Source organism: Streptomyces niveiscabiei (assembly GCF_033794345.1).
GTDB lineage: Bacteria > Actinomycetota > Actinomycetes > Streptomycetales > Streptomycetaceae > Streptomyces > Streptomyces niveiscabiei.
Map to the genome: position 1 here is coordinate 37,111 of NZ_JARAYJ010000037.1, position 16,560 is coordinate 53,670.

General features: G+C 71.8%; 10 protein-coding genes, 1 tRNA gene and 1 pseudogene. 9 read left to right on the plus strand and 3 right to left on the minus strand.

Translation table 11 applies throughout. From position 1 onward, the window contains the following. Positions 1 to 130 precede the first annotated feature (130 nt). The 3 genes and pseudogenes from lysA to PV682_RS35475 form a co-directional block, all read right to left on the minus strand. A complete protein-coding gene (lysA, locus tag PV682_RS35465; protein ID WP_319735864.1) occupies positions 131 to 1,522 on the minus strand; it encodes a diaminopimelate decarboxylase in 1,392 nt (463 codons plus the stop codon). Between the two features lie 58 nt (positions 1,523 to 1,580). Continuing rightward, positions 1,581 to 2,789, minus strand: coding sequence for an ArgS-related anticodon-binding protein NrtL (gene nrtL, locus PV682_RS35470; RefSeq protein WP_319735865.1), 1,209 nt, complete (start codon positions 2,787 to 2,789; stop codon positions 1,581 to 1,583). Positions 2,790 to 3,627: 838 nt separating this feature from the next. Continuing rightward, positions 3,628 to 4,077 (minus strand): annotated as a pseudogene (locus tag PV682_RS35475) (response regulator); the annotation flags it as partial. 151 nt (positions 4,078 to 4,228) lie between these two features. Here PV682_RS35475 and PV682_RS35480 point away from each other — a divergent pair. From PV682_RS35480 to PV682_RS35520, 9 genes are all read left to right on the plus strand, one after another. Further along, a tRNA-Arg gene (locus PV682_RS35480) sits at positions 4,229 to 4,300 on the plus strand. 193 nt (positions 4,301 to 4,493) lie between these two features. Further along, positions 4,494 to 5,066 (plus strand): NADPH-dependent FMN reductase, encoded by a 573-nt coding sequence (locus tag PV682_RS35485; RefSeq protein WP_319735866.1) that lies wholly within the window; start codon positions 4,494 to 4,496, stop codon positions 5,064 to 5,066. A gap of 160 nt (positions 5,067 to 5,226) precedes the next feature. Beyond that, complete coding sequence (locus PV682_RS35490) at positions 5,227 to 6,009, plus strand: hypothetical protein (RefSeq protein WP_319735867.1); 783 nt, start codon at positions 5,227 to 5,229, stop codon at positions 6,007 to 6,009. Between the two features lie 608 nt (positions 6,010 to 6,617). After that, positions 6,618 to 8,507, plus strand: a complete 1,890-nt coding sequence (locus tag PV682_RS35495; protein ID WP_319735868.1) for a WD40 repeat domain-containing protein — start codon at positions 6,618 to 6,620, stop codon at positions 8,505 to 8,507. A gap of 28 nt (positions 8,508 to 8,535) precedes the next feature. After that, positions 8,536 to 9,900 carry an MFS transporter gene (locus PV682_RS35500; protein WP_319735869.1) on the plus strand — a complete coding sequence of 455 codons (1,365 nt, stop codon included), beginning with the start codon at positions 8,536 to 8,538 and terminating at the stop codon, positions 9,898 to 9,900. Further along, entirely contained in the window at positions 9,897 to 10,568 is a 672-nt protein-coding gene (locus tag PV682_RS35505) for a GTP cyclohydrolase II (protein ID WP_319735870.1), read from the plus strand. The genes PV682_RS35500 and PV682_RS35505 overlap by 4 nt, the downstream gene beginning before the upstream one ends. Further along, on the plus strand, positions 10,565 to 12,253 hold the full coding sequence (locus tag PV682_RS35510) for a WD40 repeat domain-containing protein (RefSeq protein ID WP_319735871.1): 1,689 nt from the start codon (positions 10,565 to 10,567) through the stop codon (positions 12,251 to 12,253). The genes PV682_RS35505 and PV682_RS35510 overlap by 4 nt, the downstream gene beginning before the upstream one ends. Next, positions 12,250 to 13,206: a formylglycine-generating enzyme family protein gene (locus tag PV682_RS35515; RefSeq protein ID WP_319735872.1), complete on the plus strand. Its 957-nt coding sequence runs from the start codon at positions 12,250 to 12,252 to the stop codon at positions 13,204 to 13,206. Before PV682_RS35510 ends, PV682_RS35515 begins: the two co-directional genes overlap by 4 nt. A gap of 245 nt (positions 13,207 to 13,451) precedes the next feature. After that, positions 13,452 to 16,544: an AfsR/SARP family transcriptional regulator gene (locus tag PV682_RS35520; protein ID WP_319735874.1), complete on the plus strand. Its 3,093-nt coding sequence runs from the start codon at positions 13,452 to 13,454 to the stop codon at positions 16,542 to 16,544. Positions 16,545 to 16,560 lie beyond the last annotated feature (16 nt).

Consider the following 16,560-nt stretch of genomic DNA (forward strand, 5'->3'; position numbering starts at 1 on the left):
TCGTTTCCTCATACGGTCTACGGTTCGACCAGTCTCACCCACCGGACCGCGGTTTTTGCCCCGGGTCCGGATCGTGAGACGTCTATTTCATTTCCCTGAGCGGTTCCGACAGGAGATTCTCCCGTGATCGTCAGCCGACGTCGAGCCTCAGAAGATCTTCCTCTGTCTCCCGGCGCACGATGACCCTCGCCCGCCCGTCCCCGACCGCCACCACCGGGGGCCTCGGCACGTGGTTGTAGTTGCTCGCCATCGACCGGCAGTACGCGCCCGTCGCCGGTACGGCGAGCAGGTCGCCCGGCGCCAGGTCGGCCGGCAGGAACGCGTCCCGCACGACGATGTCCCCGCTCTCGCAGTGCTTGCCGACCACGCGCGACAGCATCGGCTCGGCGTCGGACGTCCGCGAGACGAGGGCCACGCTGTACTCGGCGTCGTACAGCGCGGTGCGGATGTTGTCCGACATGCCGCCGTCCACGGAGACGTACGTCCGCAGGCCGTCCAGCGGCTTCAGGGTGCCGACCTCGTACAGCGTGAACGCGGTCGGGCCGACGATCGCGCGGCCCGGCTCGACGGAGATGCGCGGGGTGCGCAGCTGGGCGGCCTCGCACTCGCGGGTGACGATCTCGTTGAGCGCCTTCGCGATCTCGTGGGGCTCGCGGGGGTCGTCGTCGCTGGTGTACGCGATACCGAGGCCGCCGCCGAGGTCGATCTCCGGGAGCTCGACGCCGTGCTCGTCGCGGATCTCCTTCAGCAGGCCGACGACGCGGCGCGCGGCGACCTCGAAGCCGGACATGTCGAAGATCTGCGAGCCGATGTGGCTGTGCACGCCGATCAGCTCCAGGCTGTCGAGCTGGAGCGCGCGGCGTACGGCCTCGGCGGCCTGGCCGCCGGCCAGCGGGATGCCGAACTTCTGGTCCTCGTGGGCCGTCGCGATGAACTCGTGCGTGTGGGCCTCGACGCCGACCGTGATCCGGATCTGCACCTTCTGGCGCCTGCCGAGGTCCCTCGCGATGTGCGCGACGCGGACGATCTCCTGGAAGGAGTCCAGCACGATCCGGCCCACCCCGGCCTCGATCGCCCTGCGGATCTCCTGCACGGACTTGTTGTTGCCGTGCAGCGCGATGCGCTCAGCGGGCATCCCCGCGGACAGGGCCGTCGCGAGTTCGCCGCCCGAGCAGACGTCGAGGTTCAGGCCCTCCTCGTGCAGCCAGCGCACGACCGCCCTCGACAGGAACGCCTTGCCGGCGTAGAAGACGTCCGCGTCCGGGCCGAACGCCGTGCGCCAGGCCCTTGCCCTGGCCCGGAAGTCCGTCTCGTCCAGGACGTACACCGGGGTGCCGAACTCCTCGGCGATGCGCGTCGCCGGGATGCCTCCGACGGTGAGGACTCCGTCCTCGTCCCTCTCGACCGTCTCCGCCCACACCTTCCTGTCCAGCGTGTTCAGGTCGGCGGGCGGGGCGCTGTAATGCCCCTCCGGCAGGACGTCGGCGTGCCGGGGCCCGGCGGGGTGTGCGGAACGGCTCATCTTCGTTCTGGGCTTTCTTATCGGGGCGTTCTTGGCGGGGCGTTCTGGGCGGGGCGTTCTAGAGATGCTCTGGAGCGTCGATGCCGAGCAGGGACAGGCCACCGGCCAGCACCGCCCCGGCGGCTTCGGCGAGCGCCAGCCGGGCACAGTGGGCGGCCTCGGGTTTCTCCTCGCCGGTGGGGAGGACAGCGGGGAGGAGGGGGAGGAGGGCGTCCGCGATCGCCAGGAGGTGGTGGGTGAGGCGGTGGGGGGTGTGGTGGGTGGCTGTGGTGGTGAGGATGCGGGGGTGGTCTGCGAGGAGGAGGTGGAGGGGAGTTGGGGTGTCCCGGGGGGTGGAGGTGTCCCGGGGGGCGGGGGTGTCCCGGGGGGCGGGGGTGTCCCGGGGGGCGGGGGTGGCTGTCCGGTGGGTTTCGGCGGGGCCGTCCGTGGGTCTTGCCCTCACGCCGGGTTCCGGTTCGAGTGTCGGGGGCTTCGACGTGAAGCCCAGTGCCGCGGCGTTGCGGGTCAGGGCTCGGGTGCGGGCGTACGCGTAGCGGACCCGGAACAGGGGGTTCGTCTCGCGTTGGGCCAGGTGGTCGCCCGTGAGGTGGGGGTGGTCGTGCAGTGCCGGGTGGAGGAGGGCCCAGCGGGTGGCGTCCCTGCCCAGGGGGAAGAAGGGCGGGGTGTCCGGGAGGGGGGCGGGGACCGGGCGGATGGTCACCGCGTTCGGCGGCGGGGGGCCGTACGTGTCGATCTCGATGCCCAGGGTCGAGGTCAGGTCCGGGGTGGGGCGGGTGGCGCACGAGGTGTGGACCGGGGTGGCCTGGGAGCGGAGTACTCGGGCCAGGGTGTCCAGTACGACCAGGGCTCGGGGTTCGTCGGGGGCGTGGAGGTGGACGGTGGGGGTGCTGGGGGCGTCGGAGGTGCTGAGGGTGCCGGAGGTGCTGGGGGTGTCCGCGTACCCGTATCTCGGGCCCCTCGCCAGGATCTCCTCGACCAAGGACGTTTCCCTGAGGGTGATGTTCAGGAAGCCGGGGGGTGTGACGACCACATCCCTGATGCCCTCCTCCTGCGCGAGGTGGGGGCGGAGGATCTCGGCGACCTTCAGTGGGGGGTGGCCTGCGGGGCGGGCCAGCTTCAGGGCGATCGGCGTCGCGTAGTCGCCGCAGCCGCCTGGGCCGGGGGGTGTCACAGGGGCCCGCGCCGGAATCTCGACCCACAACTCACCGGCGTCCACCGCGTGCCGGACGGCGCGCAGGACGGTGTCGGAGAGCTCCAGGGGGGTCACGGGGCAAGCGTAGGCGAGGAGGGGGGTGGGGAGGCGAGTCGGTTGGGCGGGGTTCCGGGATGTGGACAGGGGGTGGGTCGGGGGTGGGATTCGGGGGTGGGCGGGGTTTCGTTGCCTGGGCGGCGGGGGGTGGTGTCTTCGGTGGGGGCGGGGTTTCGTTGCCAGGGTCGGCGCGGGGGGGGTGAGGGACGGGGATGGGGAGCTGATCGGGGTGGGTGCGGGGACGGGGGCGAGGCGGGGGCCGGGGAGAGGAGGGGCGCGGCCGGGACGGGGCTCGGTGGCAGCGGGATTGTTGTCGCCGGGGTCGCCGGGGTCGCCGGGGTCGCCGGGGTCGCCGGAAGGTTGGGGGTGACGCGTGCAGTGAGCGGCCTGGTTCGCGTGCAGTGCGCGGCCTGGTTGTCGTCGCCGGGTTCGGCGAAGGGCATTGTCTTCTGCGGGCGGCGTGTGCGCTGTGCAGCGTGTTTTCGTCGCCGGGTTCGGGCGGGAGCGGGGGTCAACTGCCGCTCTGGGCGGGGCGTTTTTCGTCGCCGTGGTGGGGGGTGGTCAGGTTCTGGGGGGCGGTGGTGGCTGGATCGCCGGGGGCGTCGAGGACGGCGAGGTCGCCGACGGTGTGGGAAGTGGCGAAGTCGCCGGGGTCGCTGAGGGAGCCCGGCTCGCCGGAGTTGCTGGGGGTGGCCGGGTCGCGGGGGCTGTCGAGAGCGGTCGGCTGGGCGGAGGCGTCGGGGCGGCTGTGCCGGCCGCGGTTGTCGAGGGTGCCCAGGTCGCCGGCGCCGTCGGGGGTGGCCGTGCCGTGGTCGGGGGAGTCGTCGGGGTCGCCGGAGCCCGTCGTACCGGTGATCTCGCCGGACGCGTCCGGCCCGGCGGCGGGTACGGGGGCCGCGCCGGGACCGACGTACCCCTGACCCTGCCCCCGCCCCTGGCGTACGAGCTTGCGTACGACGTCGACGAGGTCGGCCGGCTCGAACGGCTTCGGCAGGAACACGTCGACCCCGGCATCGAGCCCGGCGTCGACCTCGTCGGGGGTGCACGCGCTGACGATGGCCAGCGGAAGATCACGGGTACGGGGATCCGCACGGAGCTGCGCGGCCGTACGCAGCCCGTCCAGCCGGGGCATGACGACATCGAGGGTGACCGCGTCCGGCCGTACCTCGTGCACGACTTCCAGACACTCGGCACCGTCGCACGCGGTCACGACCTCGAACCCCTCCAGTTCGAGATTGACCCTGATCAGCTGCCGGATGACCTTGTTGTCGTCCACAACAAGCACCCGCCCCGACGCGCCTGGCACCCCTTGAGAGTAGGTCCGCACCGGCCACCGCGTCCGGCTTTTCCCCACTTCCACCCCCTACGTGCGCCCCCTCCCCCAAACCCGTTCGGGACCACCCCACCCGAGCTGGTAGTGTTCTGTCCGTCGCCGCGAGCAACACCTCGCCGACAAAGCCCCCGTAGCTCAGGGGATAGAGCAACGGCCTCCGGAGCCGTGTGCGCAGGTTCGAATCCTGCCGGGGGCACTCGCTGATTGCAGCGGATGCCGATACGAAGAGGGCGGGAGTCAGTCTTACTGGCTCCCGCCCTCTTGCGTTGTTCATGGCTGGTTGTGCGCCGGGAGCACGGAGGAGCAGGGGCGGTACCGGACCGGGAACGGATCGGAATCCGGGGTTTTTAGGGTGCGGGGGAATCGTTCGGGCTGAGAGGGAGGGTGAAGTGACCGAGATTGTGCTTATGTCCGGGAGTGTTCGGGGTGGGTCGTACAACTCGGCTGTCGTGGCGACGGTGCGGCGGATTGTGGCGGAGCGGTTCGGTGGGGTGCGGGCTGTGGTGGTGCGGCCGGGGGAACTGCCGTTCTACGACGAGGACTTGGATGCGGTGGACGGGTCCGAGGCGGTGGTGCGGATGCGGGAGCAAGTGGCTGGTGCGGATGTGGTGTTGATGAGCACGCCGTCCTACAACGGGGCGGCTTCGGGGGTGTTGAAGAACGCTGTGGACTGGTTGTCGCGGCCCTACGGGGAGAGCTGCCTCGACGGGCGGGTCGTGGCTGTCGCCAGTGCTTCGCCCGGGCCGCGCGGGGCTGTCGACGCTCAGGCCGGGCTGGTCGAGGTGCTCGGGCATGCGGGGGCTCTTGTCGTGGAGCATCCGCCGGTGGCTGTCGCCCATGCGGAGGAACTGGTCACCATCGAGGGGGAGTTCGAGGACCCTGGGGTGCTGGCCGAGTTGGAGAGTCTGGTGCGGACCGCGTTGGAGGCGGCCGGGCGGGGTGCCGCCTCGATCACTGTCTGACCCGTTTCGTCTCTTTCATCGCTCGATCCCTTCACCGGTCTGTGGCCGGGCACGGACGGCAAGCCGGCGTCCGGGCCCGGCTTTTGGCGTCGTTGCGCGCCCCTTCTCCTCCTCCCTTTCCTCCTCTTCCTCCTCCCTTCTTCTCGCGAAAGCCGTCGTCATGAGTGAACCGTCCCGGCAGTCCCGGATCCTGCTCGTCGGACCGTCCGTGGAGGTCGTGCGGGCGGCGGGCGCGGCGGGGTTCCGGGTGTGGTCGTTGTGCGATGCGGAGGGATGCCCCTCGGGGGGTCAACTCGGGGATCTCTCCGAGCGGTTGATGGTCGTCGACTTCCGGGACGAGGGCGCGTTGGCGGAGGCGGTCGGGGTGGCCGCGGAGGCGGGGCTGTGTGTCAATCCGGCTGGTGCGGTGCGGTTGTTGGGGGACGCGGGGGCGGTGCGGCGGGTGGGGGCTGTCAACGGACTTGCGGGGGTGGGGGGTTCGGGGGGTGGGGAGCGGTTCCGGGTCGACACGTTGAGCGTGCACGGGATGCATCACGTCGTCGGGATCAGCGTCGAGACGCCGTACGGGGTGTTGTTTCCCGCGCCGGTCGGTGGGGGTGTCGCGGCGACCTTACGGTCCGCCGTGGGGGCGTTGCTCGATCTCGCCGGGTATCAGTACGGGCCCGCGCACACGTTCGTCGTGCTCACGCCGCGGGGGCCCGTCACCACGGGGTGCCGGACCGTCGTCGCGGAGGGGGTGGTGGCGGGGTTGGTGCGGGTGGCCGCGGGGCGGGATCCGGTGCGGGACGCGTTCGAGGTGCTCGCCGGGCGGGAGGTGGCGCCGGTACGGGCGGGGCGGTTCGCGGTCGCGGTGTCAGGGGGGTGGGGGCAGGTGGTGCTGGGGGCGGAGTCGGTGGAGGGGGCGCTGGAACTCGCGGGGCGGGTACGGGAGTCGCGGGGCTGATCGGGGTGGGGTGGGGGGAAGGGGCGGCTCCGCGGACCGGCGGTGGCCGCCTCATCGTCGTACCGGGGTCGTCGTACCCAGGGGGTAGTCCTCACGGCGTAACTCTCAGGTCCCCCTACCAGCCCCCCTCCCCCGGCGGGGAACGCATCGGGATCCGTTCGGTAAGGGCGGGCGGCACCTTTGGGGTGTCGCCGGGTGACGGCGGCGAGGACGAGTGGTGGGAGGAGGTACTGCCATGATCCGCAAGCCCGTTCGTCGGGGCGTCAGCGCCCGGAAGTCCGCGGTCTGAGGACCGTCCTCCGTTTCTTCGAGGGCAGGGAAGGAGGAACAGCCATGATCCGCAAGCCGGTTCGCCGTGGTGTCAGCGCCCGTAAGGCCGTGTCCGCCTGACGGTCGTACTCCCCCGTCCCTACGAGATGCGTGAAGGAGGTACTGCCATGATCCGCAAGCCGGTTCGCCGGGGCGTCAGCTCCCGCAAGGCCGTCGCCGCCTAAGGCGAGGCCCCTTCTCCGTGGCGGGCACGGCGCTTGGCGCGGTGCCCGCCACTGTGTTTGCCGGCTGTGACAGCCGTCTCCCGTACTGCCGAACATCCTTTGAAGGAGCCTGAGATGGAGTTGACCGACCGCGTCGTACGGATCGTGCACGTACCGGGAGCCGGGCTGCTGGCCGCCGATGTCACCGGCCGCATCCACCTGTTGGACGACGACCTGCGCATTCTGCGTTCCTCGCCCGCGCCGACCGGCAGCGTCGTCGCCGGGCACGCGCCCGTGTACACGATCACCGAGGCCGACGGCTGGGTGGTGGGCCGCGACAAGCGAGGGACCTTGCTGCGGTGGCGACTTGACACGTTGGAGCTCGTCGACGTGCTCGATGCCGACCGGACCGCCAATCGTGGGGAGTTGCTGGACGGCGAGGAGCCGTCGCCGGTGATGAGCCGGGGCATCACGGTGCACAAGGGCAAGGTCTACATGAACAACGGGTACCGCCAGATGGCGGTGTTGGACCTGGAGACGTTCGCGGTCGAGCGCATCGAGCCGAACTTCGCGGGCCACGTGCCGCTGGAGTGGTTCTGCCAGGACCACCCGAGCATCGACGCGGCCTCGGACAAGGCCGGGCGCGTGTTCCTCGGCGACCTGGAGACCCTGGACTTCCCCACCGTCGTGCAGGCGGACGGCGGGAACATCCACCGCATCCTGTACGACCCGCTGCACGACCGCTTCTGGGCGACGCAGGACGACGGCGTCGACGAGAACAACAACATCGCCAACGGCGTCCTGACGCTGGACGCGCAGGGCAACGTGACCGGTCAACTCCTGCTGGCCCGCGACGATGTGGAGTTCCTGGCGTTCTCGCCGGACCACCGGACCGTGTACGTCGGCGGCTTCGACGGCGTCCTGCACCTGCTGGACAACAGCACGCCGGAGTTGAAGGTCGGCTCGACGGTCGCCGGATTCACGCACCAGCTCACGGACTTCGCGGTGCACGACGACGGCTCGATCTACACGCTGACCCAGGACGGCGACCTGCGCCGGCTCACCGCGGACGGCACGACGACGCTGGCCCGCGCCCCGTTCCGCCGGCAGTGCGTGTGGGACATCCAACCGGCCCTGGATTCGGACGAGTTGTACGTCGCGACGGACGACGGTGTCGCCGTGCTGGCCGTCCTCGCCGACAACCTGGGCGAGCCGTACCTCGCGACCCGCGCGCACCACGTGCACGGCATGGGCTTCACGCGCCGCGTCGTCCCGCTCCCCGGCGGGTACGCCGGTGTCACCCGCGACCAGTGGGTGTTCCGCACCGACCGCGACGGCACGCAGCTGTGGCGGCATCAGGTCGCCGCGCTCGCGCACACCGTGTCGGGGTCGGCGGACCACTCCCGGCTGCTGGCCTGCCACAACGACGGCGTGGACGAACTCGACGCGCGCACCGGCGAGTTGATCGCCCGCATCGACATCGGCCGGGCCTCCGCGTGGGCGGGCTGCTATCTGCCGAACGGCGAGCGGGTGATCGCCTCCAGCACCGGCCTCGTGAGCGTGTACGCGGCCGAAGGGGACGCGGTGCTGCGGGAGTTCGACACCGAGGAGTACCCGAAGCGGATGTGGGCCGAGGACGCCGACCACCTGATCATCACCGGCGAGAACGGCGTGAAGCGCCTCTCACTGCTGACGGGTGAAGTGACGCACCGCTGGACGGAGTTGCTCGACAACACCGTCGAGAACGGCGCGTTCCAGGGCGACATGGTGTACGCGGTGTCGTACGGCGCCCAACTCTCCGTGTACGAGCGGGAGTCGACGGAGATCGTCGCTCTGGTGGAGGATCTTCCGGACTTCGCGAAGGCGCTCGCGGCGGTGCCGTTCGGGGACGGGGGACAGCAGGTGCTGCTGGCCGGCGGCCGGGGCGGCTGGATCCGGGTCTTCCTGACGGCCACCGAGGACCGCAAGGCCCCGCTGACGCGCGTACGCGACCTGATCGTGCCCCGGCAGAAGACGATGCCGTGAGCGAACCGCACCCACAGGAGGCGAGGCCGTGAGCAAGAGCGATGCGGAAAGGGGTGAGGGCGTGCGCGGGACCGATGGACCCAAGAACGCCCCCGGCCCGGCGGACGGGCCCGAACCCGCCGCCGTCCAGAGCCCGTTGCCGGCTCCCGGCCTCGACGAGGCGAAGCCCTCCCCCTGGCGGGACCGGCGGTTCCAGATCTTCGCGACCGGCAATGTCGTCAACAACATCGGGGAGGCCGTCTACACCGTCGCCCTCCCCCTGTTCGTGTACGAACGCACCGGGTCCCTCGCGATCATGTCGCTGCTGGCGGTGCTGACTCCGGCGACGCTGCTGCTGGCGCCGGTGCTCGGCGCGGTCGTGGACCGTTACGGGGCACGGGTGTTGGTCGTGCCGGGGCTGCTCGTGCAGGCCGCCGCGGCAATCGCCCTGAATCTGACGGGACTTGCCGAACACGCCCCCGTCTGGCCGCTGTTCGTGTTCGGGGCGCTGGTGCAGATCGGCGGCGCCGGGTACCGGATGGGCTGGATGACCGGCGTCGCGCACATGTTCCCGGAGAATCCGGTGCGTTCCCGGGCGAGCCTCGGCAGCCTGTACACGGTGACGAACGTGGTCGGCCCGCTGCTGGTCAGCGCCGCGCTGCTGGTCGTCGGGTACAAGGGGCTGCTCTGGTTCAACGTCCTGACGTTCTTCGCGCCGATCGTGGTGTGGCTCATCGGCGTGCACCCGCCGCGCGTCGAGCCCGGCGGCCCGGCCCAAGTCGGTCTGGTCAAGGGCCTGTTGGACGGCGTTCAGGTGATGCGGCGGGCGCCCGTCCTGCTGCACGCGATCCTCGTCTTCGTCCCGATGCTGGTGGTCGGCACCACCGGCACCATGACGCTGTCGCTGTTCCGGCTCCAGCACGACTGGGACCTGTCGCCGCGCGCGGTGGGGCTCGTGCTGGTCGGCGTGCGGATCGCCGGGGTGCTCGGGACGATCATCGTCTCCGAGCGCAAGACGTTCCCGTTCCGGGCGATCACGCTGGTCGGGACGGTCGGCATGGGCGCGGCGCTGCTGCTGATGGCGTCGGGGTCGGTGCACGTGTTCGTCGCGGCGATGGTCGTGATGTTCGGTTTCCAGGCGGCGCTCAGCGTGGCGAGCGACCTGATGGTGTTCAAGTTCGTGCCGGCGGACGCGCTGGGCCGGGTCGGCGGGATCGTCGACCTGGTGCTGGGGCTGCCGATCCTCGCCGGTCCCCTCGTGGTGCCCGCGCTGGCCGAACTCCTCGGCTCCTCCGCCGTGTTCCTCGCCTTCGGCGCCGTACAGCTCGCCGGTCTGCTCTGGCTGTGGCGGACCTGGCGGCAGTGGGCGCCCTCCCCGCACACCCCGTCCCGAGAGGAGGCCGTCCCGGCATGAGCGACGGCAACGACAAGGGCCCCGGCGGCGAAGCCGGCCCCGACACCGCGCCGGGCGTCCGCGCCCGGGTCTCCGTGACCCTCAACAGGGCAGGCACCACGGCCGAGTTGGTGACGTTCACCGAACTCGCCGACCACCAGGAGCACATGGCCGTGGTGGTCCCCGTGCCGCACGGCACGGTCCCGCTGGTGCGGCTGCACAGCGAGTGCCTGACCGGTGACGTCTTCGGCTCGGCGCGCTGTGACTGCGGCCCGCAGCTGGAGGAGGCGCTCCAACTCGTCGCCGCGGAAGGGGGAGCGGTGCTGTACCTGCGCCAAGAGGGGCGCGGGATCGGCCTGTACAACAAGCTCGACGCGTACGTCCTCCAGGACCGCGGCAGCGACACCTTCGAGGCGAACCGGCTGCTGGGCCGGGGCGAGGACGAGCGCGACTACACGGCGGCGGCCGAGATGCTGCGCGCCCTGGGCCTGACGCGTATCCGGCTGCTCTCCAACAACCCTGACAAGGCTGAGCAGTTGACGGAGCTGGGCATCGAGGTCGTCGAGCGGGTGCCCACCGGTGTCTATGTGACCGGGGAGAACGGCCGCTATCTCGACGCGAAGGCCCGGCACGCCGGCCACACCCTGCCCGTACCGAACCCCGACCCCCTGGAGGTGTCTGTCCTGTGATCCGTCACAACGGTCCGATCAGCGGAATCGCGGCCCACGACGGCAGGTTCGTGGCGACCGCCGGCTACGACAACCAGCTCGTCCTGTGGGATGTGGCGACCCGGCGGGCGCTGGCCCGCGCGCTCCACGACCACCTCGCCAACCAGGTGTCGTTCAGCCCCGACGGCAGGCATCTGGTCTCCTCCTCCAGCGACTACACGGCCCGGCTGTGGTCGGTGCCGGACCTGAAGCTGCTCGCGGTCCTCTCCGATCAGGAGGACGACGTCGAGATGTCGGCGTTCCACCCGGCCAAGCCGCTGATCGCGACGGCGTCGCGGGACCACCGGGTGCGCGTGTACGACTTCTCGGGCGTCCTCCTGCACACGTTCACCGGGCACACGGCCGATGTCATCTCGGTCGAATGGGCGTACGGCAGCGACGAGTTGGTGTCGTCCAGCGACGACGGCACGATCAAGCGCTGGTCGATCGAGACCGGTGGCCTGGTCTCGGACACGGACCTCGGCGACGTCGAGACGGACACGCTCGCGGTGACGCCGGACGGCACGGTGTTCGCGGGCAACGACGAGGGCGAGATCGTCGAGCTGCGCGGCGAGGGCACGGCGACGCACCACGCGCACGAGGCCGGCATCAAGCGGCTCGTCCTGGACGCCGCGCACGGCCGTATGGTGAGCCTGAGTTACGACCGGACGATGCGGGTGTGGGACGTGACGGACGGGCTGCGGCCGGTCGCCGCGTCGACGTTCCCGGCCGACGTGTGGCCCCGCTCGTGCGCCTTCCTCGACGAAGACACCCTGGTCTTCGCGACGTTCGGCTCCTCGTACGCCATCCACCACATCGGCAGCGGGAGTTGGGACCTCGACCACGTCGAGCCGACGCACGGCGTGAACGCGGTCGCCGTGCACGAGGGGGCCCGGCTCACCATCGGGGACGCGGGAATCCTGCGCCGGGACGGCGTCCCGGTCGCCGAGACGGGCAGCCTGTGCAACTTCCTCACGCCGGTCGCCGGGCGGGTGTTCAGCGGCGGCCAAATGGGCACGGTCTTCGACGCGTTGACGGGTGAGGTCCTCCACCAGCACCGCTCGCCGCTCAACTGCGGCGCCGCCTTCGAGCGGGACGGCGTGCCGCACGTCGTCCTCGGGGCGTACACGGGTGAGGGGCTGGTGTTCTCCGTGGGGCCGGACGGCGCCGTCAAGCACGAGGCGACGCTCGCGCTGCACACCGGCGCGGTCAAGGGGGTCGCCGTCTCCGACGGGCAGATCTTCTCGGTGTGCGCCGACGCCGCCGCGTCCTGGTTCTCCACCGCCGACTTCGCCGAGCTCGCGCGGGCCGACGCGGCGCACGACCGGATCGCCAACGGCTGCGCCGGGCTGCCCGGGGGCCGATTCGCCAGCGTGAGCCGGGACTTGGTGCTGCGCCTGTGGGACGGCGCCTCGGCGACCGCCCACTCCACGCCGCACGACCACTCCATCAAGTGCGTGACGGCCTCGCCGGACGGCCGGTACGTGGCGACGGGGTCGTACAACGGGCTGGTCGCGGTCTTCGACACCACCTCACGTGACTGGTCGGCCGTCCGCCGCCCCACGACGGCGGGCATCTCGTCGCTGACCTACGACGCCGACTCGGGTGTGTTCCTCGCCGGTTCGTACGACGGGCAGGTGTACGAGGTTCCGGGGACCGAGGCGTGAACCCCAACGAACTCGCCGACCGCGCCGCGATGGGGCTCCCGGAGTCCTTCGTACGGCGCGGTCCCGAGCCGGAGTTCGACGGCGAGCTGCTGGCGGCGTCGCCGCGGACGCTCGCCGTCGTCGCGGGGTCCGCGCACGAGCCGTACGAGCGGCGGTACGCGGCCGGCACGCTGCTGGCCCTCCTCGGTGATCCCCGACTGCGGGTGTTCGAGCCGGAGTTGGTGGAGGTGCCGGCCGCGAAGGTGACCATCGGGCTGGCGGAGGAGCGGGTCGCCGGGGTGGCCCGGCGGTGGTCCCATGTGGGCGTGCTGGAGGAGTGGATCGCGAAGGAGGCGCCCCAACACGACGTCGACATCGCCGAGTTCAGGATCGGCCGGTATCCGGTGACGAACGGCGAGTACCGGGTGTTCCTGGCGGAGACGCACGCCGAGTGGCTGCCGGGGTCCTGGCAATTCGGGGTGTTTCCCCGGGAGTTGGCCAACCATCCCGTGTGGGGGGTGCCGGCCGAGGCCGGGGACGCGTACGCGGCGTGGCTGTCGCGGCGTACCGGGCGGCGGTTCCGGCTGCCGTCGGAGGCCGAGTGGGAGTACGCGGCGTCCGGCGGGGACGGGCGGGAGTACCCGTGGGGCGAGGGGTTCCGGGCGGAGTGCGCCAACACCGTGGAGGCGGGGCCGCTCAGGACGACGCCGGTGGGAATCTATCCGGCGGGGCGCAGCCCGTTCGGGCTCGACGATGTCGCCGGGAACGTCGAGGAGTTCGTCGCGGACGACTACGCGGGGTATCCCGGGGGCGTCGCGGAGCCGGACGACCTGCTGCTGACGCGGGGGTCCTACCGGGTTGCCCGGGGCGGGAGTTTCACGCGGTACGGGGATCTCACGCGGTGCACCCGGCGGCACGGGTGGTACGACAAGCCCATCTACGCGATCGGGTTCCGGCTGGCCGAGACGCCCTGACCCCAGTCGGCCGAGACGCCCTGACTCCGGCCGGCCGAGGCGCCGTGCCGGAGCCGGCACCCGGGCCGCGGGACGGCGCGCCCGGGGATGCCGGTTCGGAACCGAACCTCCCAAAGTATCCACCCAGTTGAACCACACCAGCCTCCCGCTGCCCGACAATCGCACGGAACACCGGCGCGGGACTACGACGAATCCGTTCTTCTCCGCTCGGACGCGGGGCGGAGCACGGGGGCTGGGAGAGGTACGTGGCGTATGGGAAACCAGCAGACGTCCGCTTCAACATCCTTGGTTCACTTGAGGGTTGGCACGGCGACCGGCGGCTGAAACTCGGCAGCCCCACCCAGGAACGGGTGCTGGTCACCCTGCTGCTCGAACCGGACCGGATGGTCCCGGTCTCCCGGCTGGTGGCCGCCGCCTGGGACGACGAACCGCCGCAGACCGCATCTCACCAGGTCCGCAAGGCGGTTGCGGCGCTGCGCACCCGGATCCCGGGCGGCGCGGACCTGATCGTCACCGACGGCACCGGCTACCGGGCGGTCCTCGCCGACGACCAGTTGGACCTGCACGAGTTCAACCACCGGACGCGCCGCGCCCGTGAGGCCTCGGCGGCCGGACAACTCACCGAGGCGATCGAGGAGTTGCGGGCCGCCGTCGAGCTGTGGCGGGGTCCGGTCCTCGCGGGTGCGGGCGGGTCACTGCTGGCCGCCGCCTCCGCCGCCCTGGAGGAGCGGCACATGGCGGTCGCCGAGCAGTACCACGAGCTGCGGCTCGAACTCGGCGAGGCGGGTGAACTGGTCGGTTCTCTACGCGAGTTGATCGCCGCGCATCCCCTGCGGGAGGCGCTGCGCGGCCAGTTGATGCTGGCCCTGTACCGGTCGGGCCGCCAGGCCGAGGCGTTGGAGGAGTTCGCGCGGGTGCGGCAGCTGCTCGTCGACGAGCTCGGGATCGATCCGGGGGCGGAACTGACGCGGCTGTACGAGGCGATCCTGCGCGACAGTCCGGAGGTGGCGCCGCGTTCACCGGCGGTCCGCAGGGCGTTGAACGGTACGGCGACGGCCGCTCCGACGGCGTTCGGCGTGGCGCCCGAGCCGTCGCCGCCCGGTGCGGTGGACGCCGGTCCGGCTCCGGACCCCAAACCGGCCGAGCCGCCGAGGACGTTGCCGTACGACCTGCCCGACTTCACCGGCAGGCAGGCCGAGTTGGAGCGGATCGTCACCGCCGGACGGACCCCGGGCCGGGGAGCGGCCCGGCTCGTCGGGGTGGACGGCATGGGCGGCAGCGGCAAGACGGCGCTCGCCGTGCACACCGCGCACCGGCTCGCCGAGGACTACCCGGACGGCCAACTCTTCGTCGATCTCCGGGGGTTCAGTCCCGGCGAGAAGCCGCAGGAGGCCGGTCCGGTCGTCGACTCGCTGCTGCGCAGCCTGGGCGTACCGGACGACCGGATGCCCGAGGGCGTCGAGCGCAGGCTCTCCCTGTGGCGGCAACTCTCCGCGAGGCGGCGCCTGTTGCTGGTCCTCGACAACGCGGTGGACGCCGCGCAGATCCGCCCGCTGCTGCCCGCGTCCGAAGGGTGCCTGGTCCTGCTCACCAGCCGGATGCGGATGCTCGACCTGGACGGCGCCGAGTGGCTCTCCCTCGAACTCCTCTCCCCCGCCGACAGCACCGCCCTCCTGGAGCGCACGCTCGGCGCGGACCGCGTCGCCGCCGAACCCGAGGCCGCCGAGCAGCTCGTCAAGCTGTGCGGGGGGCTGCCGTTGGCGCTGCGGATCACCGCCGCCCGGCTGCGCAACCGGCCCCGCTGGACCCTCCAGTACCTCGTCGACCGGCTCGCGGACGAGACGCGCCGGCTGTCCGAACTCAGCGCCGGCGAGCGGAGTGTGGAGGCCACGCTCCGGCTGTCGTACCAGGCGATGGAGGAGCCCCGGCGGGCCGCGTTCCGGCTGCTCGCCGAGCATCCCGGGTCCACGCTCGACGTGCACTCCGTCGCCGCGCTCCTCGGCGGCTGCGTCCGTACGGCCGAGGACACCCTGGAGCACCTTCTCGACATCCACCTCCTGGACCAGCCGGAGATGGGGCTCTACAGCTTCCACGACCTCGTGCGCACCTACGCGTTGGGGCTGCGCGGCGACGAGGACGACACCGCCGGGGCGCTGCGGCGGCTCGTGTCGTACTACGTCGCCGCGACCGAGGCGGCCTGCGACGCGCTGTTCCCGGGGCGGACGCGGTACGAGACCGGCGCCGGTCAACTGGCCTGGCGTGTGCCGGAGTTCGCGACGGCCGAGCAGGCACTCGGCTGGTTCCGGCGGGAGCACGACGCGTTGCGGGCGGTGGTGGAGCGGGCGGGGGTCGCGGGGCTGCACCGGGACACCGTCGTCCTGAGCCGCAACCTCATGTTCTGCCTCAACCTCCTTGGCCGGCACGAGGAGTTCGGGGCTGCCGCACGGGTGGCGGTGGCGTCGGCGCGGGAGCTCGGGGATCCGTTGCTGCTGCGGGTGAGCCTGGGGAATCTGGGGATCGCGCACTGGTGGCTGGGGGCGTTCCAGGACGGGATCGAGGCCGCCGGGGAGGCACTGGGGCTCGTCGTGGAGGACCGGGCGACCGAGGCGTTCTGCCTCGACGTGCTCGGGCTGCTGCACGGCGCGCTCGGGAACTTCGGGCAGGCGCGCACCTATCTGGAGCAAGGGATCGCCCTGCACCGGGAGTTGGGGTCGCAGCGGATGGAGGCGGAGGCGCTGGCCAACCTGAGTTCCGTGCTGACCTGGAGCGGACGGTACGCGGAGGCCGCCGTACTCGCCGCGCGGGCCACGGAGTTGAACCGGCGGCTCGGTGAACGGGGCAACGAGATCACCTCGTTGACCTGGCTGGCGCTGGCCCGGCTCGGGCTCGGGGAGGAGGCGCGGGGGCGGGCGTGCCTCGCGCAGGCGCTCGACCTGTGCGACGAGAGTCTCCAGCCGGGGAACGTCGCGCTGGTGCACGCGCACTGGGCGTTGCTGTGCCAGCGGCGGGGGCAGGAGCGGGAGGCCCGTGAATTCGCCGACCAGGCCGTGGAGTTGGTGTCGGCTCGGGGAACGTCCTTGCGGCAGGCGGCTGTTGCCAACGTGGTGGGGGTGGTGCGGCGGCTCCAGGGGGAGCCCGAGCGGGCGTTGGAGCTGCATCGGCGGGCGCATCAGCTCGCGTCGACGCTGGGGTACCGGATCGAGGCGGCCCGGGCCTCGGCGGGGATGGGTGAGGTGCTGGCGGTGCTCGGGGATCCGGAGGCGGCGGCGCGACACCGGGCCGCGGCCGGGGAGTTGTTCGACGCGATGGGGGTGTCGGAGGCGGGGCGGGGGATGTGAGGGGCGTACGGACGAC

Bases quoted from the DNA above. Each gene is read 5' to 3' on its own strand.
- PV682_RS35490 (WP_319735867.1), top strand. From the start codon at position 5,227: ATGAGTGAACCGTCCCGGCAGTCCCGGATCCTGCTCGTCGGACCGTCC.
- PV682_RS35495 (WP_319735868.1), top strand. From the start codon at position 6,618: ATGGAGTTGACCGACCGCGTCGTACGGATCGTGCACGTACCGGGAGCC.
- PV682_RS35505 (WP_319735870.1), top strand. From the start codon at position 9,897: ATGAGCGACGGCAACGACAAGGGCCCCGGCGGCGAAGCCGGCCCCGAC.
- lysA (WP_319735864.1), bottom strand. From the start codon at position 1,522: ATGAGCCGTTCCGCACACCCCGCCGGGCCCCGGCACGCCGACGTCCTG.